The following is a 24,270-nucleotide window of genomic DNA, read 5'->3' on the forward strand; positions in this document are numbered from 1 at the left end:
TACTTCGAGCACCTGTGTAAGACGGAGGCGGGAGAGTTCATTTACAAGACAGTGGACAATGTCGAAGGATTCTATTTTATGCGCCCGCCGAACCGGCCAACAGATGATGAACTGATGGACCGTTATAAGCTTGAGGCACCCGATATTGAGCGAATGTTTCAGTTATATCGCGCGACGCCAGGTGATCGTAGTACGATCTTCATCATTCCAGGTATTCGCTTTTATCGTTATGTCGAAGAGAAAAATCCCGTTAATAACCAATTTGAGAGGGCGTTCGGGTTTGAACCGGGAACTACACGACCAAAACAGGTGGAACAAACTCCAGATCGTAAGAGCAGGTATGGCTTAATTTGGCGCGGTGTCAAACGTCCTCGTGATCGTGAGAATATCATTGCAGGAAATGAATGGATTGTCCTCGACTTAATGAACAATGAAGTCTTGGCAGTGTTTCGCAATTATGCGCGAACAGGCAGAGTACCAAATGCTCCAGGAGGCGTTTGGTGGCTAAATGCTGTTCAATGCCCAGATGCGAAGCCGGTAGTATCTGCTGGCTACCTAGGACAGCAGCTTTACGAGTTAATTGAAGCGGTATTAATACCTGTTAAGAAAGACACAAAATGAATTCAGAAATTCAAACGTGGTATGACTTTGTTCTTCAGCAAATGGCTGCAGAAAGCTATTTGGAAGGGTCGAATCAATATGCACCTGAAGTAGTCAGGCCACTGCTCCTCGCAGGAAACAATCGCATTGGGTTTGAACCGAGAGGCTTTACGCGCTTTACTGAAGCCCAAGCCGACGAATTTCTGAGCAAATTTCAGATTATCGCTCAAGCCTCGGACAATCCGACGGCGGCGCGGAATGGCCCAATGTACTACGAGGGCACGAACATTCCTGCCAACACGGGGTTCTCCGCGACCCTGATTCAAAGGAAAGGAACAAACGAATACACATTGGCGATCCGCTCTACCGAGTTTCGCACTGCGAGCGATGGCGGCGACCGCAGCCGCGATGTGTTTGGGGCTGACCTCAACGGCATTGTGAGGAGCGGCTTTGCATTGGCGCAGCTCTCCGCACTTGAAGACTATTACACATTCCTGAAGGAAAGTAGCAAGCTGCCACCAGGCTCGAAACTCGACGTTACCGGTTACTCATTGGGCGGACATTTAGCTACGGTGTTTACCGAGATGCATGCCAATGATACGGACGTTGCCCTAAATTACGCCTACACGTTCAATGGCGCCGGCCGCAGCACTTGGAGCGCCAATGCAGATGACCCTACCGCAATCGTTAATTATTACCGGGCAGTTTTGGCGGACCCAACCGTGGCGGCGAGTGTTGCGTCTGGGCTTGCTCCATCGGACGGTCGATTGCTGGACTACACTTCGGCTCTCAATGCGCGGGAAGCAAACAGACCTCTTGATCCGCTGAGCATTTACAGCGACCCGCGCTACCAGTGGGCGCAGGATGCCACCAGCTTGGAGTTCGGGCTTGCGCCGCTAAGTCCATTTGATCGGGGCAGCTCGGATTTGCGCAATGGCGCAGCGGGAATGATTACCCAACTTTACGGCCAGGAATTTCCGACCGCGGCAACCGCCGTGGCTAACTCGGGCGTACACGGACCGGAAGTCGGTATATTCGTCGAAGCGCAGCCGTTCCTGGAGGGTATATTCGGTTCCGCTGCGGACTTCGGCAATGCGCACGCGATCGTGCTCATCGCCGATTCGCTTGCGCTCATGCGCGCGTATCAAGCGCTTGATCCGACGGTTACGCTTGATACATTGAATAAGCTTTTTTCGGCGTCGTCCAACAAATTTGCGCAAAGCTCTGTCATCAGCGGCGCCAGCGCCAAAGCCGAGGACGATGCGCTGGAAAATGCATTAGATGCGCTGCGGCGATTGTTCTTTGGGTCTAACGTTACGTCTACCAATTATAAGTCTGGAGCTAGTGGATTCGGCGACTTTAATTCCCGCAATGGCTCTTACAATAATATTTCAGACCTAATTAACAGTACAAACTTCAGCGCCGCAGCAGGCCGGGTGCAGATCGTCGATCTGACTTCGAAATCTGCAGAGCAGTTGCAGGTTGCGGTACATGACAATATCGCCTACCGATATGCGCTCACCGAGCTGGATCCATTTGCGGTCATTGACACTCAGAATACCGGGCTCTATGCGCGGTTCCAAGCAGGCGGTTTGAATGCGGGAGAAATGGACTTTTACGATCCCATCACCGCACCACAAGGCCTTACGTCACAGTATTTGGAAGATCGCGCCGGGTTTTTTGAACGCAAATTTTATATCACGTCACTTAATCTAACCTCGTTCTACGAGGACCCAACCACGTCCGATCAGAATTCATTTCCGAACGGTCCCGACGCGCGTAGGCAGGGATATCAGTTCGAGGCGAAAGAATTTGAGGATCGTACTTCTAAGTTTGTGGCGTCGAGCGGGGAGAATCCAAATTCCCTTCAGCATTTTATTTTTGGCAGCACAGGCAGGGACGTAATTGACGGCGCAAGCCGCGAGGATCATTTATATGGCGGTGTGGGCAATGATGAAATTCACGGCGACGGAGGCAACGATTATCTGGAAGGCGATGCTGGCAACGATATGCTCACAGTGGGAGATGGAAACAGCGTCTTGAGTGGAGGCATTGGCAGAGACACCTACGAAATATCCGGCACCGGCACGAAGCGTTTGATCGATTCGGCCTCGGATCTGGCGGGGGATACTGTTTTGTTCATCGGACCGGACGGCACGCGAAAAAACCTCGCAGGCCTCTTCATTGGGACCGGCGCGCAAAATACCTGGACTTCACCCGACGGAGCAACAACGGTCACCCACAGTTCGCCTTTTACCTTCACCGACAACCAAACCGGAACACAAGTCGTCGTTGATAATTTCCAGGCAGGAAACTTTGGAATTCACCTCGAGGATGCGTTCGTCGATCCGACAACTTCGCGCGATATCGTCGGTGATTTTGCATCTTTTGATATTGATCCGAGCAGCCCAGGCATCCAAACCCAAACCGACGACCTCGGTAATCTCATTACCGACGCCAGCCAACCGGGCCCATTAGACGATACGCTCAATGATAGTGCCGGGAACGATCACATCATCTCGGGGGATGGCATGGATGTGATCAACGATTTCCGCGGCGGTAACGACCAGATCGAGACGGGAGCGGGAAATGACATCGTGAACGGCGGCCAGGGAAACGATGCGATTCAAGGTGGAACGGATGCAGACATCCTGGATGGCGGCGCAGGCAATGACCAAATTTATGCCGACAGCAAAATCGATCTCGCCACCGCCATTACTCAGACCGGACGGCTGGCCGACCCTGGCCAAGGGGATTTTCTCACCGGTGGAGCCGGGGATGATGTGCTGGTGGGCGGCAACGCCTCGGACGCGCTCCTTGGCGGCGCAGGTAGCGACATCTTGGTGGGCGGTGCTGGGGACAATTTTCTTGACGGAGACTCGGACTTCGTTGCCGCCGACTTCAACTGGACGCGCACCCGAATTTTCCTGAGCGGCGATTTAACCAATATATTTACTGAAATCAATGACCGCACCGATCCTAATGCCGCCGGAGACGATGTCATTTATGGTGGGGACGGCAACGACGACATTATGGGAGAAAGCGGTAACGACTATCTCTCTGGCGACGCTGGTAACGATGTCATATTCGGTGGCTCAGGGAATGACGTCATTCTGGGTGGAACGGGGGACGATTACCTTCAAGGTGATGGTAATGCTCCTAATTTCCCCGCTTCTCAAGATGCCGACGATTACATCGACGGGGGTGATGGCAACGACATAATCTTAGGCGAAGGCGAAGACGATTTGCTCTTCGGCGGCGCAGGCAATGACGATTTGCAAGGTAACGATGGGAACGACACCCTCGATGGAGGTGGCGGAAATGATACGCTTCTCGGCGGAATGGGGGAGGACACAATCTTCGGCGGCGATGGCAATGATCAGATCGTGGGTGACAATGGAAGCGCAGATTTTTCGGGTGATGCGGATTTGGTTGACGCAGGCGCGGGTGACGATATCGTGGACGGCCAAGGTGGGGATGACACGCTACTGGGTGGTGACGGTAACGACATCCTGATTGGTGGCGACGGTAGTAATGTGCTAGACGGCGGTAACGGGAACGACCAACTTAACGGCGGCGCGGGCGACGACCAGGTTAGTGGCGGCGATGGCAACGATGTTCTTGTGGGCGGCGACGGAAACGACCTGCTCGACGCCGGCGCGGGAACGAATATCTTGCAAGGCGGTGCGGGTGACGACACGTACATTGCCGATTTATCAGATACCATCATTGATAGCGAGGGCAACAATCACATCATCCTCGCCGGATTCAATGACGCCAGCGAGCTTAACGTCACCATATCAACCGATGATCAGGGGCAGAACGAGCTGATTGTTTCGGCGGCGGGTGCGACGGATAGCATACCCGGCATTCCTGGCGGCCTGCACATCAAAGGGGATATATCCGACGTCAATTTCGATTTTCAGTTTGACGACGGCACAGTACTTAATAAGAAGCAGTTTTTCAATACGGCGTTCACCCAGAGCCTTTCGCTTAGCGGCGGCCCGAGCGACGACGTGCTCGAGGGTTTCGGGGGCGACGACACGCTTAACGGCTTCGCGAACGACGATACGCTCGTCGGCGGCGCAGGCGATGACACCCTGGTTGGCGGTGACGGCGGTGACAATCTGCGTGGAGACGTGGGCGATGATACGCTTGCAGGCGGCGCAGGCGGCGACACGTACTTCTTTGCCCGAGGCGACGGACACGACGTCATCGCCGATGCGGGAATGGTTGCAATCAGCATTCCTGATCTTGCCAGCTCCGACACCATTCAATTTGCTCAGGATATTTTTGCGTCGGACGTGGCGTTCACGCGCCGCGCGAACGGTGACTTGATTATAGAATACGGGAGCGGCGACCAGGTTACGGTGCAAGGGCAGTTCAATTACGCCGCCAATCGCATTGAGCGTATTGTCTTCGGAGACGGCAGCGCGGTCACCTCCGATTTTCTGAATACGCTGGCGGTCGCGCCGATTGTGGGCACGAATCTGGATGACACGATGACAGGTACGCCTTCCGACGAGACGCTCATGGGTCTTGGTGGAAATGATGCCTATGCGTTCGGTGCCGGTACGGGGCGAGATTCCTGGGTTGACTCGGGCGCCAACACCATCGCGCTGCAAGTGGGCTTAGGCTTTGCCGATGTCACAACGTCGCAGATTGGGAACGATCTCTTGCTTACCGTCGGCAGCAGCCGAGACGGAGCGCTTATCAAGGACTATTCTCTCGGTAACCAGGAATGGATCCTACGGGATTCAAGCGGTGCTACACAAACGCTCGCCGCGGGCATGGCCGACGAAGCGCAACAAAATTTCGCCGACAACGCGTTCAACCGGGCACGGAACGCCTTGAAGGCGGGCATTGTCTCGTCTTACCTCGCTCAAGGCTACCAGCTAATTGACGCTGACCATCTCGAACAAGATTTGCGCTTCCCGCAGCTGAACGCGTTCTATGGCGGCGGAGAATCGACCACAACTTCGCAGTTCCAATCATACCCCAACGGTGTCATTTCACCTCTCCCCGGCAGCCATTCAGTAACAGTCAATTGGATTACCAGCCCTGTTAGCGGCTCGCACAACACTGCAAACTTGGTCAGTCAGGTCATCGCTTCAGACAGTGCTTTTATCAGCGACAGCGTCTCGGGGACGTCCCGCGTTCAGAGCATCATTCACGGTACAGTCGATGCTTCCTGGCAGCAGCCTTATAACGTGTTCAATCAATATTCAACTATCAATACTAATCAGGCAGTGCATGGGCCGCCGGAGCCGGGTTTACCAGAAGGGCCGGTGATCGGTTTCACTACAGGCACCATAACACAACATAACTTTTCGGCAACCGTAGTAGGACAGGCTGGAGCGTTTCATTCAAACGGAAGTCCGGTGAGCGGGGTATTCCCGGCGCAGGTGCAAGCCACCGTTTTTGCGGTGCAGGAGACCGCGACAATTGGCGAAATTGATGCCAGCGATTCCGCCAGCATTATTTTTGCCGGAGCGACCACGTTGGTCAAAGCGGGCGGCGGAAACGATACGGTCATGGGCGGGTATTTTGCTGACGGCGGCGCTGGAGATGACGTGATTACAGCGGCCAAAACCGCTTATGGCGGCGCAGGCAACGACAAATTGTTCGGGGACGATCTAGTCACCGGCGGGGACACGCTCATTGGAGGCGCTGGATATAACCTCTTGGTGAATGGGCGCGAATTCGGCGTTGATCCTAGTCAATCCAATACCGATCTTATCATTGGAGGCCTGGACACGATCCCTGATGAAGATACTTTCCGCGAGCGCTATTACCCGGCAGTCGGCATAGAAGATTGGCAAGAACGCCACGCATATCCTGGCAAGTTTTACTCCGGCAGTAATGAAATCCCAATATTTAACTCACTTGATCAAGCGGCAGATTATTTCAATGTCGTGCCAAGCAAGGCTGCAGCCTTTGTGCATTTTGTGGAGCCGCTGCCGCCGCTGCCGGTATTGCCTGCAGCCAACGACTTTGCCGTGCTTGCTCCTCTTTATGCTTTAGGGGTTATACAACAGGACCAGCTTAATTTTCCCGAGGGGGTGAAACCGTCGGATCTCAACTTAACGTGGGGACAGGTTACGGCCAATGTAAGCGGAAGCGACGAGGATCGGAAGACCGCCTATACCACACTTGACATCGGCTTTGGCGACCATATAGAGCGGATTCTCATTCCACATGCTGACGACCCAATCGGTTCTACTGTCGAAAACTTCGTTTTTTCTGACGGCACCACGTGGAATCTACAACAACTCATCGCATTGGCGCCTCCTGCGCCAAGCTTTGATCCTCAGATCATTGGCACCGATGGCGACGATAATCTCGTGGGTCCGCGCGGAAGAAATACAGCGCTTGATGGCGGGGCGGGGAATGATACGCTGATAGGCGACACGGGCAACGACACGTTAAGCGGGGGTGATGACGCCGACACTATTTTCGGCGGGGAAGGCGATGACACGCTCAACGGAGGCGCCGGCGACGATATGCTCGATGGAGGAAACGGAGCCGACACCTATGTATATAACAGGGGCGACGGCAACGACACGATTACGGATACAGGAGGCATTGGGGGCGATGCTTTCAATATTTGCTACTATGCTTCAATCGGCATATTCGACGTCGAGTTCCGGCGGAACAATGGCGGACGCTATGTCAACAACAATTTCGATCCCAATATGTCCTTCGCAACGCCTGAGGAAGGTCGGGACTTCGAATTGCAGCAAGAGACTGCAAAATTGGAAAGCGCACAGGAACTGTATCAGTTCTTCCTTGAACACCCTGATAACCTCAATCTTGAGTTTCAAAATCCTGCTCATATGATACTGCAGGACTTCCAGGAATTGATTAGCGAAAAACAACTACTGATTAACGATCTAAACGCCAACTATTTGCAGCGCTTCCTTCTAGTCGAGCCATTGCCGACCGCGCCTGGCGTCAGCGCCACCGACTATGCCGCCCTTGAGCGGTTTGTTTCAAGTGGTGTTATCGAAGCCGACACGATGCAATTTGGAGATGATTTGAGTCCCAACGATGTCAAAGTGCGGCTTGATCCGAGCGGCAGTTTCCTGAATTTCTCTTGGGATCAAAGTGACAGCGTACAAATTACGCTTGCCGGTGACCTCGATTTGATTGGCACCAGCATCGAACGTTATCAGTTCGCAGACGGTACGGAGTGGAACGCTTCGGAAGCAATTCAACACGCTATGCAAGGAACTGCGGGTGATGATGTACTCTTTGGAACCGCAGGCAACGACATTTTGAGCGGTGGCTTGGGGAACGACACCCTATTAGGCGGCGCGGGAAATGACACCTATGTCTTTAACTCAGGCAACGGAGTTGACCACATCCAGGATTCCAGCGGCGACAACACGATTTTATTTGGTGAAGGAATTACGCCGGAATCCATCTCGTTAGGCCTGGGCTCACTGCTATTTCACGTCGGTAATCAGGGCGATGCCATCCACATCGATGATTTTGACCCCAACGATGTCTTTTCCAATCCCTCCATCTCCAACTTTCAGTTTGCTGACGGCACGGTATTGAGCTATAGCGACCTCGTTGCCAAGGGCTTTGATCTTAGCGGCACGGCGGGAGACGACACCATCACCGGCACCAATGTGGATGATCGCATCAATGGTCTGGGCGGCAACGATTTGCTTAACGGCGGCTTGGGGAACAACACCTATATATTCGACCCGGGCTTCGGGAATGATGTCGTGACCAATCCAAGCAATCAGGGCAGCATACAGTTTAGCAACGGCATCGCGCCAAACAACATCAGTGTCAGCCGCGATGGACTGGATTTGCTTTTAACCGACGATAGCGGCAACGAGGTGCGGGTATCAGGCTGGTACCTGGATGCCAATACCTCTCCGCTACAGCAAGCCACTTTCGCTGACGGCACAGTGTGGGATGCGGCAATGCTCGATGACATGGCCTTGCAAAACAGCCAGCGATCCGGCGTGACTCTTACCGGAGGCAACGGCAAAGACGTCTTAGCCGGCGGCGCCGCCAACGATCTGCTGTACGGGGGCAAAGGCAAAGACACCCTTCTGGGCGGTGAGGGCAACGATCTGCTCGACGGCGGGGCTGGAGAGGATGTCCTTAAGGGCGGGAAAGGAAATGACATTCTCGAAGGCGGGAATGGCGACGATATTCTTAAAGATAAATCAGGAAACAACCTGTTCGACGGCGGCAAGGGCGATGACAGCTTGGCGGGCGGCGGTGGCAACGAGCTCTTCATCGGCGGCAAAGGCGATGACAGCATTACTACAGGCCAAGGCGCGGACATCATCGCCTTCAATCGAGGCGACGGAAGCGATACGGTTAATCCGAGCCATTCCGGGGACAACACGCTGTCATTGGGCGGGGGCATTCGCTACCAGGACCTGGCGCTATCCAAGAACAACAATGATCTCATCGTCGAAGTCGGCAAAGGCGAAACAATTACCCTCAGGGACTGGTACGCCTCATTAAAGAACGAAAGCGTGTTGAATCTGCAAGTCATCACCGATGCCATGACGAAATATGATCCGAACTCGACCAATCCTTTGCTTAACACGCGCGTGAATGATTTCGACTTCACCGCGCTGGTGAATCAATTCGACCATGCTCGAAGCACAAATCCGAACCTCGATCACTGGCGCATGATGAATAGCCTGCTTGATGCCCATTTGGCGGGCAGCGATAGTGAAGCACTGGGCGGCGATCTCGCGTATCAATACGGCAAGAACGGCTCGCTTACGGGAATCGGATTAACTGCGGCGCGAGACGTGCTCAATGCGCCGCAGTTTGGGACGCAGCCGCAGACCCCGCGTCCGCTTGACACCTTGAAAGAGGGAACGGTGAAATTAAGTTAAGAACTGTGAGCGGTAAGCGGTAAGCGGTAAGCGGTGAGCGGTAAGCGGTGAGCGGTAAACGGTAAGCGGTAAGAGATAAAAAGAGGGTAATACAAATGCAGGTGCTGCAGCGAATAACCAAGCTTCAAGCAGATGCGCTGGATTTTGCGCCGGCCATTCTGCGCGCGCAGCAACAGCCGCCTTCGCCTTTGCCCAGGCTGGTGCTTTATACCGTTCTGGTTTTGTTTGCAGTGATGCTGCTGTGGGCGATTTTCGGGCGACTCGATATTATTGCCGTGGCCCAGGGAAAACTCGTGCCGCAAAGCTTTCTCAAAATCGTTCAGCCCGCCGATTCTGGAATCGTGAAGGAACTCTTGGTAAAGGAAGGCGATGAAGTCCGCGGAGGGCAAGTACTGATTCGCATGGACACCAGCATTTCCGAAGCGGATATTAAAACGCTGCAAAGCGAACTCGCGCTGAAGAGTCTTCAACTACGGCGTATTGAAGCTGAGCTTTCGGGCGCTCCGCTCAGGAAAGAAAGCAAGGATTCGCCGGCGCTGTTCGCAAAGGTGGACGCACAGTACTACGAGCGCCGACAGGCTTATCTGGACGAATTGCAGCAGGAGCAGGCTGCATTGCGCAAGGCCAAGGAAGACTTGGCAAGCGCCATTGAAATTCAGGACAAGTTAACTCAGACGCTGCCCGCATATCGTCAGCAGGAAGAGGCTTATGCGAAGCTCGCCAAAGACGGCTACGCCACCAAGCTCATGGCGGTTGAGAAAAGCCGTGACCGCATCGAAAAAGAGCAGGACCTGCGCGCGCAGAATTACAACGTGGCGAGCTTGAAAGCGAGCATTGCGCAATCGGAAAAAAAGATCGCGCAGATTACTTCCACTTATCGCAGCCAGTTGCAGAATGAGCAAGTAGAAGCGCAGGGTCACTACGAGAAACTGCAGCAGGATTGGGAAAAGGAATCACACAAGCGTGCGCTGCTGGAGCTTCGAGCGCCGCAAGACGGCATCGTCAAAGATCTCGCTACGCATACGGTTGGCAGCGTGGTTTCTCCCGGTACTGTGTTGCTCACATTGGTCCCGCGCAACGACCCGATGCAGGCGGAAGTTTGGGTCACCAATTTGGACGCGGGCTTCGTGCGGCCCAGGCAGCCGGTGAAACTGAAGTTGACCGCTTATCCGTTCCAGCAGTACGGCATGCTGGATGGCGAGGTATTGCAGGTCAGCCCCGATGCAAGCGAGGTGCCGGCGAAATCCGACAAGAACAATCCAGGCGGCGAGAACCCGGTGCAGAGCGGCTTTCGAACAATTGTGTCTCTGAAAGCGCCGTACCTCGAGCGCGATGGCGCGAAATATCATTTGAACCCGGGCATGCAGGTTTCCGCCGAAATCAATCTCGGCAGCCGCACGGTTTTAGAGTATTTGCTTTCGCCTATTCAGAAGACCATGCACGAAGCAGGGCGCGAACGCTGAGCAACGTTGGAATATTTTGCGGGTTCATCGTATTGATGGACAAGACCGGCGTAAGCGAGGCGAATCCCGACCAGACCATCCCTTCGAATGGTGAATGGGCCTGAGTAGGTGCGATCTTTGAACACCTGGTATTGGTCATAAGGGGACATTCGCAAATTTGTTTTTCCGATGCAAAACGATCATTCGCACTGACTGCTAATTGGCAGACCCCGGATCGAGTTTTGATCAAGAATTCAAGTGGTGGTTGAGCGTCCCGTCTGGTGAATCGCATAAACGCGTAAAATACTTTGGCACGGAACTTCCTCGTCTAAGGGAGTAAAAAACGGAATGCCTACCAATTTGGACGCGCGAAAGAACGCGTTGAGTCCCGTTGCGTCTACTATAAATTCTATTGTTATGAGACCATTTAGGCATGAGTGACAATGCAGACCGTCGCCCACTTAAAACCCGGCAACGGGCTTGGGCACGTAGACTCGCGCGATTCTTTGTTCAACAGGGGGTCACTCCCAACCAGATGTCATTAGCGAGCGTGGGTCTGGCATTGTTAGGAGCGGGAGCATACTGGGGCTCAAATACCGAGAGACCAGTTTTACGATTGATTTTGCTGCTTTTGGCCGCTCTGTGTATTCAGTTACGTCTTCTCTCCAACATGCTCGACGGCTTGATGGCAGTAGAAGAAGGCAAAAAAACGCCGACCGGCGGAATTTACAACGAATTGCCCGACCGGATGGCTGATGTCATATTTCTCGTGGCCGCCGGTTATGCTGCAGGATGGCCAGAGTTGGGTTGGATAGCTTCTTTGTTGGCCGTGCTGACCGCTTATGTGAGAGCACTTGGCGCCTCGTTCGGATTTAAACAGGACTTCTGCGGTCCGATGGCCAAACCGCACCGAATGTTCACGTTGACGGTGGGAAGCGTTTTGTCCGCATTCCTACCCAGTCTGCCCATACTCGCCATAACCGTGGGCGTAATCATACTGGGCAGCGCCTTAACTATAATGCGTCGTACATTCCACCTAAATCGTAATCTTTCCGGCCACCATGATAATTGAGTTTCTCCTCATTGGTCTTATGCAGCTGCTGACCGGCGCCGTTGCCCAAAACCGGGGCTTCAGTTTTGAACCTCCGACGCAGCGCATCTATTACGCTAATCACACGAGCCATTTGGACACGCTCATTATTTGGGGGCTAATTCCACGGTCACAACGTAAGCATGTCCGCCCTGTAGCCGCCAAGGATTATTGGTGGGCTTCATGGTGGCGACGATTCCTCGCTGAGCGCGTGTTTCATGCGATTCCTGTGGTGCGACACAGGGAATCATTCCATGAGGATCCTTTGCATGATCTTGAAACAGCGCTAGCACAAGGTGAGAGCCTTATTCTCTTTCCGGAAGGCACGCGTGGTACAGGTCAAAATATTCAACCTTTCAAAAGTGGCCTTTATCATCTGGCGGTCAAACATCCTGCGATAGTGTTAGTGCCGGTCTATATTGATAACCTCAATCGGGTCCTGCCTAAAGGCGAATTAATTCCTGTGCCTGTTTTTTGTACGGTAAGTTTTGGATCAGGATTTACGCTCAAGGAAGGAGAAACAAAGGCCGATTTTACCGCACGCGCACAGTCGCGATTGCAGGCGTTGGCAGCGCCGTGAAACTGTTCCACGATCCCCAATTTGTCATTATTCTGGCCGCGCTTCTTGGCGTGCTAATCATAGCTAGCCTTGTAGGCTGGGCGCTCTCACGACGTGTTTCAACCGAAAAGGGGCGCGAAGTCATTGCCAACCTCAATGCGCGTATTAAGGCTTGGTGGGTGATGGTGGCCGTTTTTATGCTTGCGGTTACCGTTGGGCCGATCGGCTCCGTCGTCCTATTTGCTCTGCTATCGTTTCTGGCTTTAAGAGAATATTTCGCCCTTTCACCAACGATACGTCAGGATCATCGCATTTTGATCTGGCTGGTTTTTGTTATTCTCCCCGTGAACTATGTTCTCGTTGCCATTAAATGGTATGGCCTCTTTACCATATTCATTCCGGTTTACGCATTAATATGGCTGCAAACCCGCGCTGCGATCGCTGGGGCAACACAGGAATTTCTCGATCGCGCAGCCCGAATTCAATGGGGCATGATGGTCACCGTGTATTTTGTCAGTTATGTGCCGGCTATTCTTATGTTGGAAATTCCGCGATACAGCGAATCCGGCCAAAACTTTAAGCTAATGCTGTTTTTGGTCCTTGTCGTGCAAGCAAGTGACGTATTTCAATATATTGTGGGTAAATTAATCGGTAAACACGCCATATCACCGCACGTTAGTCCTAACAAAACGATCGAAGGTTTCGTCGGTGGAATCACGCTCGGGACCTTATTGGGCGTGGGCCTTTTCGGGATGACGCCATTCACCATCCTTCAGGCTGGTGCGCTTGCTCTTGTCATTTGTCTCATGGGTTTTGCCGGCGGGTTGGTCATGAGTGCGACTAAACGGGGCAGCGGGGTCAAGGACTTTGGAGCCTTAATACCTGGTCACGGAGGCATAATGGATCGAATCGATAGCCTATGTTTTTCTGCCCCGGTCTTTTTCCACCTGACGCGTTATTTTTTTACATGAGATTCTGGCGACGCCTTAACAATAGCTACAGTTAGCGCCTGTTAATTCTCTGGTCCCCGGTTCGAGAGCCAATCGGGGGGCAAAGCAGAGTACGGCCCAAAGGTCATCCTGACGTGGCCCGGGTTTCGTAAACACCGAAATGGGGACAATGATCCCGATGGAGGTGTCGCATAAAGCGCAAGGGCTTTACCAAGGAGTTCAAACTCGTAGCGGTGCGCCTGCTGGAGAGTTCGGGGCGACTGGCCCCAAGGGCAATCAGGCGGTCAACATCAAGCCTGTCGCATAACCGAGCGGTCAGTCAGGAAAAGCCCGAGTCTCCAGGTTTTTTTCGGTCCGTTGGCGCGGCGCTAGTCGAGGTCGACCTCGAAAGCGCGCGGCGCGATCGGCGCGGTCTCGACCTTGAAATAGACGCGGCCGATCTCGCGGCCGTCGGTGGTGTCGACCTGTACCTTCCAGTCGCCGAACTGGTAGTTCGACTTCACGCCGTAGCCGCGGAATCCCTCCTTGCGGCCGCCGACGATGTTGATCGGTATCGCGTCCTGCAGCGTCCAGCCCCGCCCGTCATCCTTCCAGAACCAGCGCATCGTCACCTGGTCGGAAAAGCGCGTCGGAGAGTAGATGCGGAAGTATACGTAGATCTTGTCGCCGCCCTGGGCGAGAAATTCCTGATCGCCGTTCTCCCAGAAGCGCCACGCCGGCCGCTGGTGGCTCAGGCGGTAGCCTTCCTCAGTCTTCTCGACGTCGTGATAGACGCCGATGAACGGTATCGAGAGCGGCACCGGCGGCACCAGCCTGAATAGATAGAAGGCGAGGAAGCCGATCAGCACCAGACCGAGAGGCACGGAAATCTGCCTGCTCGCCTGCCGGACCCGGTCTGGGGCGCGAACCCTGATCCACCCGCTAACCCCGACGATGGGAAGGCATCCGGCCAGGATCGAGAAGAGGAATACGACCAGTCCCATCGAACCGACCAGAATCGGAACCATGTAGGCGAAGAAGGAAAGAGTACACAGGCTGAGCAACGCGAACTTGAAGGCGAGCCCGAGAGACTTGAAGCGCTCGGACTCGTTGGCGACCAGGAGAAAGACGAGGAACGCGAGGAACCCGAAGGATACCGCGAGCGACGAGCTCTTGAAATAGAAGATCGTATACACGTTGAGCAGCGTTCCGAGGCAGAAGTTGACGATCGCCATGCGGTAGCGGAAATACCACCGCTTGAGCGCGAACGTTCCTTCGAGGTCGCGCGGCGGCGCGCCTTCCTCAAAGAACATTCTCGTCAGCACGATCGTGATGAACGCGAGATAGACGATCTGGTGGCCGATCGCGAACCAGGAGTCGATGCGCCTGACCGTGAACGCATCGAACACGAAGCCGCCGACGAAGGACGTGACGGCAATTCCGCGCTCGCGGGCGAGCAGGAAATTGTGGTTAGGTCTTGCATTAGCGTATTGATTTCTCACGGTTGCGTCCAACACAACTCACGGTACAGTAATCTACCCCAAAATGACGAGCTCTGGGCGAGTGTGTAATTGCGCGAGAAGGGAACCACGCGAGCAGGGCGCGAGAAGCGTTAAAATGAGAGCCTTAAAATGGGACGCGGACGGCCAAAAAAGGCCTAGAAAAAGGTGTGCGTCCCCAAATCTTCTGGTACATCTTGAATCTTGAACGCCCGATGTTGGATCACGCGATTTAAACTGAGATTGGAAATCTAGGATTCAAATCTCGACGCTGATGCCAAACATGGAAGTATGGTTTTACCTTGGCCAAGATTGAGTGGTACTTTGGGATGCACTACACTACGACGAGCGACGTCATTAAGCAGCCGGGATGGCGAATTTGACGAAGCTGACATTTTAAGACCAAACCCCGCTATGCTAAATGTAGAAGCCCCCCGTAATCGTAAAGAGGAGGAGCCGTCCAAGGCGACCCGGCGGTCACGAATTGAACGGAAATAAATCTCAGAACCAGGCTTGTTTATTGCTACAGCGATGCTCGCGTTCTTCACTATGCTGCTGTGGCATGACACTCATAGACTCTTGCTTGACGCTGAAGATACCGCCGCCCGGCACGCTGCCCAAACCAAAGAGTCCTTAGCCCTAACTAAACAGGCTGCTGATGCCGCTACTGCCTCGGCAAATTCCTCGGCTAAACTTCCGTCGGTCTCGGAGAAAGCTTTTACCAGTGGTCAACGTGCGCGGCTCGGGCCAACAAATGCTAGCATGAGCGCTGAACCAACCAAGGGCAAACCTGTTGAGATCATAGTTCAAATTCAAAATACAGGCAGGGAGCCCGCCCAAAATTTTTCGTGGAATTCTCCAGATTGGTTCGTCTCTGCTGAGCGAAATATTGAGACTCGTACCTTGGACTACAAGCGTTCTTGTACGAAAATACCAAGCGCGAGAGCTGGGCAGGTTATATACGCAAACGTCAATGGCTATCGCTTATCCTTTAAGTTGGATGGACTGCTCGTCAACGAAAAATAATTTCTGGAGTAAATCCTATTTATTTTCAAAGCGGTCTTATTTACCAAACATTGGGGGAAGTTCACCATAGCTGCTTTTGTTATTTCTATAAGAGTGGGGAAACGAAAATCGATCATTTGGCCATTTGCAAGATTGGTCAAGGCGCCGATTAGTAATAGGGCACACATTAATTCACATCTTGGATAATCCACTCGTCGCGCCGCAGGACGCGTTTTGGTGTCCGATAGATTAATTAAAGCGTCTTTATCTGTTAACCTCGCGATCGTGATCAAGGGGACGCACACATTATTATCTCGGGCATGCAGGTTTCCGCCGAAATCAATTTGGGCAGCCGCACGGCCCTCGAGTACTTGTTGTCACCCATCCAAAAAACAATGCACGAGGCGGGCAGAGAGCTTTGATCACGAAAAGCCACCGGTACGTCAGCCAAAGCTGTGGGGGATAACAGCTACATATTTCTGTAAAGCCGTTCAAACCATTAGCCAAGCCTGACCAGTAATCGTGGAAAATGAGAATATGGGAGACCTGAAATTTGAAGACCTGAGCCCGTTTTCTTGACCACGCTGCGGCATCCGGTACCTGTCCAACTGCCGCACAATCGCACGCTTTAGCTAATTGCTGTACGTTCCCAGCCGCGACAGCCGTTCAGGAATAGATTGACGACATTTCGCACCCAAGGGTCGAACTCAGTAGAAGTCATCGGCGTACCGAGTCCCATCGCGCGACGCTGTGGCACGGCGATGACCATATGCAGGAACTGCTGCGCGGCGAACGTCGGGTTATCCAGAGTGAGATTCCCCCTGTGCGCTTCGCGTTCGAGCACACCCACAATCAGCCGAACAGCTTCTTCGCTGGCGCCCTGGTTAGTGACAACCGCCGCCAAATTCGGGAAGCGGCCCGATTCCCCGACGATCAATCGATGTAGTGCGATCGCTGGCGGGGATAAGGCAGCGCGCAGGACAAGATCCGCTACGCTACGCAGGATCTCCGGGAGGCTCGCCCCGTGAAGCGGCGGCACATCCGGCGGGCGCAGGCGTTCGATCGTGCGATGGACTGCCGCGCTGAACAGTGCGGATTTGTTCTCGAAGCGGTGATAAAACGTGCGCTTCGACACTCGAGCTCGTTTCGCCACCGCCTCGATGGTCGTAGCACCGTAGCCCAATGTGAAGAACAGTTCGGTCGCCGCCTCAACGATACGATGGGCGAGTTGCTCGGCGTCGGCTTTTGAGGGGCGGCCGCCTCGGGGCGAGACAACGTCCGATTTGCTCGCCGCTTTGTGATGGCCTGCGCTCGGGGCTGACTCGGTCAAAGCCGAATGCCCGCTGCCACCGTGCACCTAACGTGAGTAGTAGTGGGCGCCACGCGGCGGTGCGTAATTGCTGTAGCGAGGACCATAATAGGCCGGACGCGGTGCGTAGTACGCCGGGTGCCGCGCATAGTACACTGCCACTGGCGAAGAGTAATACACGGGCACCGCCGGCGGTGCGTAATACACCGGCGCCGGGGGTGGAGCGTAATACGTCACTCCGGGCGTAGCGTCGTAGGCGACAGTTGTTGCCGGAATGCCGTAGGGTGCAGCCTGCGGCGCGCCATAGTAGGTGGGCGAGGCAGCCGCGGCCAGAATTGCGATCGGCGCGGTGATAATGGCGGCCGCGGTGGCGACGACTACACTACCGAGTCCCCAGATCGGGCCACCGCCATGGTAGCCCCCCCGATAATAGCCGCCATAATGCGGCCCCCCCGCGAATGCCGACGTGACGGGGGCGATGATGATTGCAACAGCAAGAAAACTGGCGAGTACGAGGGTTCTGTTCTTCATGATCGGTACTCCTGAAAAGCAGTTCGATATCGGTACGGATACAGTCAAACCGTGGGCATACTACTACAACTCAACACAAAATGCAACGATACCGTTGCGTTGCGTTATAACCTCAGTGGCAATGTCTCTTTAAATCATTGATGTGTTAATTAGATTCTTCTATAGCGCCATACTCGTGCATACCTGGAATCTTTCGAGAATTCCATCTGTTCTGCTGTGCCGCAGCGGAGCCGGTCGCCTGTCGGGGGGGTCAGCTTGACAAACTGTCGCGCCGCAAAGCGGGACCACGGCGGAACCGTAAGGTCAATCGAGACAGCGTAAATTTGATTTTGGACGTTTCCTTCCAGTCAGCCCCGATGCAAGCAAATTGCCTGCAAAATCCGACAAAAATAATTCACCGGGCGACAATCCGGTACAAAGTGGCTTTCGCACAATCGTATATTTGAAAGCGCCGTACCTCGAGCGCGAAGGCGCGAAATATCATTTGAACCCGGGCATACAGGTTGACGCTGAAATCAATCTTGGAAGCCGCATCGTCCTCGAGTACTTGCTGTCACCCATCCAAAAAACGATGCATGAGGCGGGCAGGGAGCTCTGATGAGCGCAAGCCATGGAAACGTAAAGCCGAGGTTTACGCCGTAAGAGCAGCACGTCACAATGGAGCTCAATATGCAATTAGCCAAGCCGGACCCCCCTCCATGCAGTGCGGAAGTTGGCGCGATCTGGAACCCGAATGCAGCAGCCAACTGGAGTATTCTTTTCACACCAGCGTTTGGGTCATATCTGCAGGCGCTGAATTGGCAAACGCTTGGCGAGCCTGAGAAGGCCATCGCGTCTAAAGGTTGGTTCTCGGTCAGTCTTGTGCTTCTAGCCGGTATTGTGTTTGTCGAGCCATTTGTTGCAGTTGCCGACCTGCACATTGCAAACAGCATGATGAATTTCTATTACTTGTATCTCTTCATCTGGTATTTCGCTGTAGGCCGTTCTCAAGTGAAATACGTCAAACAGAGGTTTGGCGCCGATTATGCCCGTCGTCCCTGGGGCAAGCCGCTACTAATTAGCGCAGCAGCAATGCTCGGATGTGCGGTGCTGTTTGGTCTAATTTTTTATGTAGCACGGGACGCCGCTCTACCGATGCACGCGGAACGAAACGGCACTGAAAAAATGGTGGCCATTGGCTAGCCAAGGAAACGCTAATGTGCAATCCAGCTTGGGCGTCATGCGTGCGATCATTGGGTCAGGCTTGGCCAATTGCATAAAGGCGCCGGTTGATGGTTTTCGCCGATCCAAAAAATCATGAACGAATCAGGGCGCGGGCCGTAATCGGCTTTAGGAATGACAGCGTAAAGGCGAGCTTTGTGCCAGAGCAACATATCCTGATAGAACTCGTCTGGCGGTAAGCCAGGCCTAATATTTTTCGTGGAAAATTAGAATACGGGATAACTGATGTTTCAAGACCCAACCCTGTTCGCGCAGGCTTATCATGCTCCGATCCGAGGCGCCGCTTAACGCGGCCCCCGGTGGGAATCATGCGTCAAGGAGCAGACCGGGCTCAGTCGTTGTGGCCTTTACCGTTCCCATGATCATGGTCGTGTCCCTCGCCATGTTCATCGCCATGACGCTCTTCCTGACCTCTGCCGTGCATCTCACGGTAGCGTGGCACGTACTCTTTGTTGTACCAGCTATCCTTCACGAAATAGACCGGCTCCCCGCAGGCGTTGTACTTGTGGCAGTACTTGCGCCAGTTCTTCTCATGGCCCGGACGTACGTGCAGGTAAATCGGCTCGCTTGCTACGCCCGCTGGCGCACGCTGGATAACGACTGGCTTAGCGTAGATCAATTGCGGCTGAGGGAAATCGCCGATATCGATGCGGCCATAGAAGCCGGGCTCGCCGACCTGGACGGATACGCCGACATCTGCGGCTAACACGGGAGAAGTAACTGCGGCAACTACAAGTGCAAATAGGAAACGCTTCACGGTGAGGGTCCTTTCGTCAGAAATTGTTACGTAATGCACGGGCTCGTCGACTCGACGATGTGCAGCATTATACTGGATGCTCCTAGCTAATGCAGTGCTCAATCGCACACGCGATGAAGCCACGAATCGGTTAGCTGATGCGGTAGAGCTTCTCAGACGCCGTGAGCAGAAAGTTCAACCACCAACTCAATAAAAGTAAAGACTGCCATCCCGTTAAACACAAGACACGCGATCTAGTGGACCTGTCTCTGACGTGCAGCCCAACCTTGCGTGAAAGTCTGCCTTGGATCGGAAGTCGACGTTCGTTCAGGGTCAATACCGGACGATTGCGGAGGACAGTCCGGTGCAGAGCGACTTTCGAACAATCGTACCTTTGATAGCGCCGCAGCTTAAGCGGGACTGCGCGAAATACCATTTGAACCCGGGCATACAGGTTGACGCTGAAATCAATCTTGGCAGCCGCACGGTCTTCGAGTACTTGCTGTCACCCATCCAAAAAACGATGCACGAGGCGGGCAGGGAGCTCTGATCGATGCAAGAGAGGAGGAGGGTAAAGCCACGGTTGCGGACCGTAAGAGCAATTTAATCCAACGGCGTTCATTATGCATGAGCCAAGCCTGGCACTTTTTCCCCGCCGACAGCTAAAGCGTCGCTGGCTCGTCGCGCCCGTCGTGAGAACTATGCCGACAAACGCCCCTTATCCGACTGAAAAGACGCTTTTTACGTTTCCTCAACGCCTAACCGGGTCATGCTGAGCTGACCCACAGTTACTCTGGCTAAATTCTTCATAGGCAGTACACGATCGTGAAACTGGCTAAGCGAGGTTCGATGACCGGTGCTTATGACGGTTGGTTTCCAGGGTGCCTTGCGCAGCAGCGCATAAAGCTCGGCTTCGCCTGCTTCATCGATCGACGAGGTCGCTTCGTCCATGAAAATAAAAGCCGGCTTGCTCAACAGGATGCGAGCGAAGGCCAGTCGTTGCTGTTCGCCCGGCGATAAGCGCTGTGCCCAATTGTCAGGTGTTTCGCAATCGCGCGCGAAACCGCCGAGCCCTACCTGGGTCAAAACTGCAGCGAGGCACTCTTTTGAGACATTCTCGTCCTCATTCGGATAAAGCAGCGCTCCGCGCAGCGTGCCAAGGGGAATGTACGGCCGCTGCGACAGGAACAGCGTTTTGCCTTCGCCGATCCGAATAACACCGCTGCCGAAGGGCCAGATTCCCGCCATCGCACGCAACAGGGTGCTTTTTCCGCTGCCGGCCGGCGCGGTGATGAGCAGCCATTCGCCGGGTGTGGCCTCGAAATGAATGTCGCGTTGCAAAACTGTTCCGTCAGGCAATTCAAGATTTAGCGCCGTGATAGAAATTCCATTGCCTGCGCGCTCGATCGAAATGCGCTGCGGCGCGCGTGCTTCCGCCGCTATCGAACGCGCGCGCGCATCGAAATTTCCCAATCGTTGTACGACCGATTGCCATTGGGCGATTGCGGTATAGGAATTGACGATAAAAGACAGAGACAGTTGCACCTGCGCGAATGCATCCGCCGTCTGTTGCAGCGCGCCGAAGGTGATGATTTTGGCGAAATAGCGCGGCGCGGCCACGATGTAGGGAAAAACGATGGCGAACTGGTTATAGCTGCTGGTGTACCAATTCAGCCGTTTCGTACGTTTCATGATGCTCCAAAAATTATTGACTACGTAACGGAAACGGTCGATAAAAAATCGGTGTTCGCGTTTTTCGCCGCCATAAAGCGCGACACTTTCAGCGTTCTCGCGCAGGCGCATCATGCTAAAGCGGAAATCAGCCTCGAAACGCTGCTGGGCGAAATTGAGTTGCACCAGCGGCCGTCCAATCCGGAAGGCCAACCAGGTACCGCCCACGGCATAAATCAACGCGAACCAGACCATATAGCCCGGTATTTCCACCTCCCCGAATTTCCCCAACGGAAGCATCACGGCGCCCGATAACGTCCATAGGATGCCGAGAAAGGACACAAGCGTAATACCCGCGTTAAGAAATCCATTGGTGCCGACAACAAGCCCGAGCGTCTGGCCGGTGAAGCGATCGAGATCGTCGGAGATACGCTGATCCGGATTGTCGGTGCCGCTGTTCAGCAACTGCAAACGATAATAAGCACGTTCATCGAGCCAGGTATCGAGAAAACGTCGTGTAAGCCAACGTCGCCAGCGGATTTGCAGCATCTGCTGCAAGTAGACCTGATAGACCAGGATAGCGATCGCTACGGCCGCCAGGCCACCGAAGATAAGGAATTGATGCTTGAAGGCAGAATAATTTAGTTGCTGGATCGAATTGAAGAAATCGCGGAACCAAAAGTTGAAGCGCACGTTAATGAGAACGGAAACGATGTTGAGCGCAACGACCGCGGTAAGCAGGCCCCAGGCCCTCCATTTGTCGTCTGACGACCAATAAGGCTTCGCCAGTTGCCATGCGGCGCGCAGGGAGCTTCGATTCTCATCGCTCATCGTGGGGCCATCTAATATTTACGAAACTGGGCTATATTGCGAAGATCTTGTCACGGCTTCGGCCGCACGTTTCAATCGCAGCGGGACCGACTAAACTACTATTAAGACCACGTCGGTCAGGCGTTGTTGCAAAATAGAGTGGCGGACTTTCGCGAGCGATTCTCAATTCAAGGGACGACGTGGTTGAGGGTGGGCCTAGCGCGCCCGAACCTCTAGGCGAGCGTCATAGGAAGCTTTTTGCACTTAAGCGCGAGCCACGTGACCGGCGTACCTCTGCGGTCACCCGCACCGAGCTGGAGTATTTACTTTCGCCAATTCGAAAAACAATGCACGAGGCGGGCAGGGAGCTCTGACCGATTTGAGCAATGACGGCGTAAAGACGAGCTTTGTGCCAGAGCAACCCGTCGCAATATGGCGATATAACAATTGGGTGGTGCCCATTCGACGATTACACTACCATGTTGTTGACTTGACGCTGCCAATGCGAATGCAATTTGGCGGGAATAAGGAAAAGAAAGAGGGGCGCTGGGATGGGCAATATCGATAGCCGTACGACGTCCGCTGATGCACTGGTGATCTTTGGCGTGACCGGCGACCTCGCCCATAAGATGATCTTTCCGGCGCTTTACGCGATGGCCAAACGCAGAGCGCTCAAGGTGCCGGTGGTAGGCGTCGCCGCTCCCCAGTGGAGCCCGGCACAACTTCGCGCACACGCGACGGACAGCGTGAAGCAAGCCGGCAAGATCGACGATCAGGACGCCCTCGATCATCTTCTTTCTCTGCTCCAGTATGTGGGCGGCGATTACAACGAATTCGGTACGTTCAAAGCGTTGAAGCAGGCGTTGGGCGACGCGCGGCGCCCTGCGCATTACCTCGCCATTCCACCCGTGCTGTTCGCCACCGTAATCAAAGGGCTCGGTGCCTCGGGCCTGGCCGAGCATGCGCGCGTCATCGTCGAAAAGCCGTTCGGGCGCGATTTGGCTTCGGCGCGCGAGCTCAACCGTATCGCGCAGGCGGTGTTTCCGGAAGATTCGATCTTCCGCATCGACCACTACCTCGGAAAGGAGGCGATCATGAATATCCTCTATTTCCGTTTCGCGAATTCGTTCCTCGAGCCGATCTGGAACCGTAACACTGTGGCCAGCGTGCAAATCACGCTGAGCGAGGATTTCGGTGTGAAAGGTCGTGGAGCGTTTTACGAAAGTGCCGGCTGTCTGCGCGATGTCATTCAGAACCACCTGTTCCAGATCGTTGCGCTGCTCGCGATGGAGCCGCCGGCCTATCAGGGCTTCGGCGCCGTCCACAACGAAAAAGCAAAGGTGTTTCAGGCCATGCGCACACTGCAGCCAGACGACGTGGTACGCGGTCAGTACGCCGGCTATAGAAACGAGCCGGGCGTGGCGGGGGACTCGGACGTCGAGACATTCTGCGCCCTGCGGCTGTTCGTCGACTCGTGGCGCTGGGCCGGGGTGCCGTGGTACCTGCGTTCCGGCAAATGTCTGGCTACAACAGCGGCCGAGGTCCTGGTGGAGTTAAAGCCGCCGCCGCAGCGGCTGTTTGACGATTCAGCACCAGTGGCCGATCGGGCCAATTATGTGCGTTTCCGCATATCGCCGAACTCCGCGGTCGCTCTTGCTGCGCGCGTCAAGCGAGTGGGCAAGGAGTTCGTCGGCGACCAGCGCGAGCTCTATCTGCTGGATGAACATCCGGGAGAGGAACCACCCTATGAACGTCTGCTGGAAGATGCCATGGCCGGAGACGGGGCGCTTTTCACGCGCGAGGACGCGGTCGAAGCCGCCTGGGCGGTGGTCGATCCAGTTCTCAGCAACCACGAGCGCGCTCGCCCCTACGCGCCGGGCAGCTGGGGGCCGAAACAAGCTGATGCGCTCATTGCGCCAGACGGACGCTGGCACAACCCGGTACTCGTGAAGGCGTCAACATGACGGGGGGCTAACGAGGTCGCGTTCG

16 protein-coding genes are annotated in these 24,270 nt (G+C 54.4%); 11 read left to right on the plus strand and 5 right to left on the minus strand.

All coding sequences use genetic code 11. The features are described from left to right. The 6 genes from VLV32_08880 to VLV32_08905 form a co-directional block, all read left to right on the plus strand. The coding region (locus VLV32_08880; GenBank protein HUL41999.1) for a hypothetical protein at positions 1-621 on the plus strand (621 nt) is incomplete at its 5' end. Further along, a complete protein-coding gene (locus VLV32_08885; GenBank protein HUL42000.1) occupies positions 618-9,479 on the plus strand; it encodes a calcium-binding protein in 8,862 nt (2,953 codons plus the stop codon). The genes VLV32_08880 and VLV32_08885, both read left to right, overlap by 4 nt. A gap of 95 nt (positions 9,480-9,574) precedes the next feature. Beyond that, on the plus strand, positions 9,575-10,942 hold the full coding sequence (locus VLV32_08890; protein ID HUL42001.1) for an HlyD family type I secretion periplasmic adaptor subunit: 1,368 nt from the start codon (positions 9,575-9,577) through the stop codon (positions 10,940-10,942). A gap of 412 nt (positions 10,943-11,354) precedes the next feature. Beyond that, positions 11,355-11,993 (plus strand): CDP-alcohol phosphatidyltransferase family protein, encoded by a 639-nt coding sequence (locus VLV32_08895; protein HUL42002.1) that lies wholly within the window; start codon positions 11,355-11,357, stop codon positions 11,991-11,993. Positions 11,994-12,012: 19 nt separating this feature from the next. Continuing rightward, complete coding sequence (locus VLV32_08900; protein HUL42003.1) at positions 12,013-12,591, plus strand: lysophospholipid acyltransferase family protein; 579 nt, start codon at positions 12,013-12,015, stop codon at positions 12,589-12,591. Further along, a complete protein-coding gene (locus VLV32_08905) occupies positions 12,588-13,541 on the plus strand; it encodes a phosphatidate cytidylyltransferase (protein ID HUL42004.1) in 954 nt (317 codons plus the stop codon). Before VLV32_08900 ends, VLV32_08905 begins: the two co-directional genes overlap by 4 nt. Before the next feature lie 347 nt (positions 13,542-13,888). Here the strand turns inward: VLV32_08905 and VLV32_08910 are convergent, their stop codons facing one another. Next, complete coding sequence (locus VLV32_08910) at positions 13,889-15,001, minus strand: DUF2914 domain-containing protein (protein HUL42005.1); 1,113 nt, start codon at positions 14,999-15,001, stop codon at positions 13,889-13,891. Between the two features lie 510 nt (positions 15,002-15,511). On the opposite strand from VLV32_08910, the gene VLV32_08915 reads away from it, so the two are divergent. Next, entirely contained in the window at positions 15,512-16,024 is a 513-nt protein-coding gene (locus VLV32_08915; GenBank protein HUL42006.1) for a hypothetical protein, read from the plus strand. Positions 16,025-16,631: 607 nt separating this feature from the next. Here VLV32_08915 and VLV32_08920 read toward each other — a convergent pair. After that, entirely contained in the window at positions 16,632-17,333 is a 702-nt protein-coding gene (locus tag VLV32_08920) for a TetR/AcrR family transcriptional regulator (GenBank protein HUL42007.1), read from the minus strand. Positions 17,334-17,360: 27 nt separating this feature from the next. Then, positions 17,361-17,843: a hypothetical protein gene (locus tag VLV32_08925; protein HUL42008.1), complete on the minus strand. Its 483-nt coding sequence runs from the start codon at positions 17,841-17,843 to the stop codon at positions 17,361-17,363. Between the two features lie 442 nt (positions 17,844-18,285). Here VLV32_08925 and VLV32_08930 point away from each other — a divergent pair, with 442 nt between their 5' ends. Both VLV32_08930 and VLV32_08935 read left to right on the plus strand, forming a co-directional pair. Then, positions 18,286-18,441, plus strand: a complete 156-nt coding sequence (locus VLV32_08930; protein HUL42009.1) for a hypothetical protein — start codon at positions 18,286-18,288, stop codon at positions 18,439-18,441. Between the two features lie 71 nt (positions 18,442-18,512). Continuing rightward, complete coding sequence (locus VLV32_08935) at positions 18,513-19,025, plus strand: hypothetical protein (protein HUL42010.1); 513 nt, start codon at positions 18,513-18,515, stop codon at positions 19,023-19,025. Between the two features lie 370 nt (positions 19,026-19,395). On the opposite strand, the gene VLV32_08940 is transcribed toward VLV32_08935, so the two are convergent. Further along, a complete protein-coding gene (locus VLV32_08940) occupies positions 19,396-19,821 on the minus strand; it encodes a hypothetical protein (GenBank protein HUL42011.1) in 426 nt (141 codons plus the stop codon). Positions 19,822-20,164: 343 nt separating this feature from the next. On the opposite strand from VLV32_08940, the gene VLV32_08945 reads away from it, so the two are divergent. Further along, positions 20,165-20,350 carry a hypothetical protein gene (locus tag VLV32_08945; protein HUL42012.1) on the plus strand — a complete coding sequence of 62 codons (186 nt, stop codon included), beginning with the start codon at positions 20,165-20,167 and terminating at the stop codon, positions 20,348-20,350. A gap of 191 nt (positions 20,351-20,541) precedes the next feature. On the opposite strand, the gene VLV32_08950 is transcribed toward VLV32_08945, so the two are convergent. Next, positions 20,542-22,302, minus strand: coding sequence for an ABC transporter ATP-binding protein/permease (locus tag VLV32_08950; protein ID HUL42013.1), 1,761 nt, complete (start codon positions 22,300-22,302; stop codon positions 20,542-20,544). A gap of 530 nt (positions 22,303-22,832) precedes the next feature. Here VLV32_08950 and zwf point away from each other — a divergent pair. Beyond that, complete coding sequence (gene zwf / locus VLV32_08955; GenBank protein HUL42014.1) at positions 22,833-24,245, plus strand: glucose-6-phosphate dehydrogenase; 1,413 nt, start codon at positions 22,833-22,835, stop codon at positions 24,243-24,245. Positions 24,246-24,270 lie beyond the last annotated feature (25 nt).

The sequence above is a fragment of the Burkholderiales bacterium genome (assembly GCA_035518095.1).
Lineage (GTDB): Bacteria > Pseudomonadota > Gammaproteobacteria > Burkholderiales > JAHFRG01 > JAHFRG01.